General features: G+C 52.8%; 4 protein-coding genes. All 4 read left to right on the forward strand.

The features are described from left to right. The first annotated feature begins 222 nt into the window (after positions 1-222). The 4 genes from H4684_RS20275 (at position 223) to H4684_RS20290 (ending at position 3934) form a co-directional block, all read left to right on the forward strand. Positions 223-927, forward strand: coding sequence for a hypothetical protein (locus tag H4684_RS20275; RefSeq protein WP_192625145.1), 705 nt, complete (start codon positions 223-225; stop codon positions 925-927). 366 nt (positions 928-1293) lie between these two features. Then, positions 1294-1620 carry a hypothetical protein gene (locus H4684_RS20280; protein WP_192625146.1) on the forward strand — a complete coding sequence of 109 codons (327 nt, stop codon included), beginning with the start codon at positions 1294-1296 and terminating at the stop codon, positions 1618-1620. 1329 nt (positions 1621-2949) lie between these two features. Next, positions 2950-3711: a phage regulatory protein/antirepressor Ant gene (locus H4684_RS20285; protein ID WP_225940592.1), complete on the forward strand. Its 762-nt coding sequence runs from the start codon at positions 2950-2952 to the stop codon at positions 3709-3711. A 1-nt stretch (position 3712) separates the two neighbouring features. Continuing rightward, the gene (locus H4684_RS20290; RefSeq protein ID WP_192625147.1) at positions 3713-3934 is read left to right on the forward strand and encodes a hypothetical protein; all 222 of its coding nucleotides are present in this window, start codon (positions 3713-3715) and stop codon (positions 3932-3934) included. Positions 3935-4062: the final 128 nt, after the last annotated feature.

Consider the following 4062-nt stretch of genomic DNA (forward strand, 5'->3'; position numbering starts at 1 on the left):
TTCTTTTGAATACTTGGCTGATCTTCCCATGTGTGTCTCCTCATGAGCGGAAGATAACCTCTCAAGCCGTGTCCGTCATCCTTAAGGCAGTCCACAAAGGGAGGAAGTTACCTCATATGCTCCCACGCCAAGAGGAGGCTGGGTTGTACCTCTCCCCGCTGGAAGTATCCGGAGGCTCAAGCACATATCCTGCTGAACCTACTGGAACTTGATTTTCGTGAGTTGTTCCCTTCCCTTTACGCCAAGGGCAAGGAGGAACTGAACAGGCTTGAAGGCCTCCTGGCCACCAAGGAACAGGCATTGACGGACGTAGGGGCAAAGCTCGAAAAGCTGGCTGACATCCTCCTTGAACGCCCCGACAGCGTCACCATGCTGGACCGCCTGGACGCCTTGGAGCGACAGAAGGGCGAACTATCCACGGAGGTGGAGGAGCTACGCTTCCAGATCACGGAGGAACAGGAGAGGATCGCAGGGGCAGGGAAGGCCTACGGGGAAATCGAAGATGCCCTTGAGTTGTTCATCAAGATCGAGCGACAAGTCCTGGCCCTGGAGAAGGAACACCTGCACAACGAGGACACGCCCAAGGAACTACTGACAGCCAGAGAGGAACAACTGACGGCGCGTAGGCGAGTCTTCCAACTTCTTCAGAAATCCATCGAGAAGATCGTGTTTAGTCCAAGCCTTTACGATTGGGAGGACGGACGCAGGTATATCCGCATCTTTTTCAAAGGCTTTGGAGAAGATAGCTCTTTGCTCGTTGTTGTTCGAGGAAAAGGACAGAAGGACTCCCTCGGATACGTTGGGGGGTTTAAGCCATCCGCCCCGCATGTCACCCTGGTCAACGAATCCTGGCCACCTCAAGGCCGCATCCTCTCAGGCAAGGCACTGGGGCGAATGTTGTTTCACCGGAAGTCACCATCAGAATAAGGAAAAAGATGAGGAGCGTTTGCAGTCAGAGAAACCCCGAGGAAACCTAGAGCCAGCCAGGGCCAAACACTGGCCGGGGGTGGAACGAACGTCGGATTATCTGAGCGGTGGACGAAGTAGAAATTTAATCCACCGGATGGGTAAGCGTTCTTGTTGACGAGATGAAGGAACATGGACATAGAGTAACCCTTTCTCTTTGTTACCGTGTTCATCTTCAAACTCATAACTCATCAAGGAGCCTCACAAGCCATGTACAAGATCGAAGAGAGACAGCCAACCACAGGAACCAGAACCACCACTGAAGCCCTATGCCACCGCCTCACAGAGTCCCTATCATCTGTCCACGCAGTCACCCGCTTATCCACCATGCTGGGGCTCCCTGCTGATACTGTAGCCGACCTCCTGGCCCCTCTGGGCATACTGAAGGGACAAGCCATAGACCCCACCCGCTTAGACACCCTTCTACATACCGCCAAGGCCCTAGAAGTTGTCGAGGAATACGCCATCACCCAAGAGCCGCATTGCCTGGGCTTGCCCCTGAAGGTTGAGCTTGTAGGCCCTGAAGGTCTGTCTGTCCGGGTTGAACTGCCTTCCGGCTGGCTGGTTGAACTGGACCTTCCCGGCGCTAGTGCTGGCGCATCCCTGGCCAGTGAAGAACGAGCCAGGAGGAAGTGGACCAACGCCGCCGCTTGAGCTGGGAGGGAACCTATGGAGTACGAGAGGTTGCGAGCCAAAGGAGCCGGGGAACTTTGGGCCGACCTCTCGCCTTGGCATAGGGGATGTTGGCTTGTTGCATTATCATCAATTATCTTAATTATTTATCTATTAATGCCACATATAGGACAAGGGAGAAAGACCCCTATCTAGAGTAACCTATCGGGAGACCTCTGGAAGAGGATGAATAGATAGGACTGATTAGATGATAATAATGAAAGATAATACTATAGATTCCCTTAAGGTATAACCTAAGGAGATCTTAAGGTATAACCAAAGGGGAGACCTTCTGCTTATAGAAGGGGTTAACCATCCAGGATTATTATCTTTATCAGGCAAATCTGTAAGTGGTGGAAGACCCTCTAAGGGCTGGTTGAAAATGTGAATCATCTTAATCACTTAGAATTAGGGACCACTCTTTGAGAAAGCCCCTAAAGGGACCCCTCCGGAGGAAGGAGAATTTTAGGAGATAATGATAAGAGATAATTATAAGATACACCTTAAGGGAAACCTTAGGAGTACCTTAGGACACCTTATGTTTACCAAAGGGGGCTTGGATAGGGACCCTGTTCATGGTCAATATCTAGAACACTGACATCGATCAGCCCAGCTAAAGCTTCAGCATACAGGCTCCATATCCGACATGAGGTCTTCACCTCCAGCCAGGGCATGGGGGCCGTCATCATGCCAAGCTGTAGGGAAATAGCAGGCCAAGCCTGAAGGTGCCCGGTATTACTCAAAGACAGAGAAGCTCTAGTTTTGACCTCCATCCCTCCCGGCACCTAGACGAACCAAGGGCTTACAAGGCAGGTTTCTGCCAAAACAGAGGCATGCCTCTATTTGACCTGTAATCGCCCCTCTCGGGCGTCCTAGCTTGAAGATGATGTCAATAGTCAAGATGATATTTGAAGGGCCTTAGAATCGAAATATGAAGGTCGTTTTCTCCTGCCCTAGGGATAACCTGCCGGAGAACAAAGGGAAAGGATGAGGCCCAGTTCCTCGCCCGTCCAGATGTAGCCGAGCAGGTCGGGGCTTTGTTCGCAGAGTCCATCCGGCTGGCCGGTGAGCATTTCGGTTTCGCTTGTCCGACCACAGGTGAATTCAAGATCGGTCCTTCGTGGTCAGAAACTCACTGATCCCCGAACAACACCCCTCACGCTTCCCACTCCTGGTTCCACTCAGGCCAAGCACAGCGCACCCAGAGGGGTTTACTCTTCTAGCGGCCAAGCCGCTGTCCTGGGTGGGTTCATCCTGTCCCTGGTTACGCTTGGTCCTTCTTATCAAACAACAAACTCAAGGAGATACCTCATGTCTACCACCATCATCAACTACGCCGCACTGTCCAACCTTGTCATTGATCACGAAGGTAAGCCTATCACCACCTCCCTCAAGGTGGCTGGGGTGTTCGTGAAGATGCACAAGAACGTCCTCCGTGACATCGAAGCTCTTGATTGCTCTGAAGAATTCCGTCGGCTCAATTTTGAGCTTACGGAGATCGAGGTCCAAGCTGGTCCCGTCAAGCGGAAGTCCCCCATGTACCTCATGACCCGCGACGGGTTCACCTTCCTGGCTATGGGCTTCACCGGAGCCAGAGCCGCTGAGTTCAAGGAGAAGTACATCTCCGAGTTCAACCGGATGGAAGCCCACATCAGGCAGAACCAGATGGTAGCCATCCCCAACTTCAACAACCCCGTCGAAGCCGCCCGTGCTTGGGCTGACCAGATGGAGAAGCGTCAGGCCCTGGAAGCACAGACCGCTGCCATGCTCCCGAAGGTCGAGAAGTACGACAAGTACATGGGTTCCGATGGGACCATCGATCTGACCCGTGCAGCCAAGACCCTCGGGTTCGCCTCTGGCAAAGCCTTGGGGCAGTACCTGCGGCTCAACCTGAACTGGCTCTTCGCTACCACCAAGAAGGTGACACCCAGAGCGCATGTTGTTGCGGCTGGCTACATGACCTGCAAGTTGCGGATCAATGACACCACTGGCTACGGGGCAGCGCATGGCCGGATCACAGCCAAGGGCTTTGAGTTCCTCATGAATCACTTTGGATTGGAAGAGGTGGCCTAACATGAGAGTCACCATCCTTGAAGAAGCCGGATACCACGAAGCCCTCTATGGCCTTGGGTTCTCCTTTGGCCTGACCTCTGATGAACAGGGGTTGATCATGGGGACACCTATGTTTGATCGCTTGGAGAAACGTGCTCACTTGTTGGCAGGTCTCGGCAAGGGACACGATAAGTTCCTGCGTCAGATCATTATGTGGGTGGAAGTGGATGCACCGCTTATATGACGAATGGACCCCGATTTCTAACTCTTGAACTAGTGTTGATCAGCACCCCTATGAAGCCAAAACGTCGGCACCCTAATGGAGCCAGTTCATCGGCACCCTTAATGGAGCCACTTGGTGTGCACCCCTAA

The sequence above is a fragment of the Desulfomicrobium macestii genome, assembly GCF_014873765.1.
In the GTDB taxonomy this organism is placed as follows: domain Bacteria; phylum Desulfobacterota; class Desulfovibrionia; order Desulfovibrionales; family Desulfomicrobiaceae; genus Desulfomicrobium; species Desulfomicrobium macestii.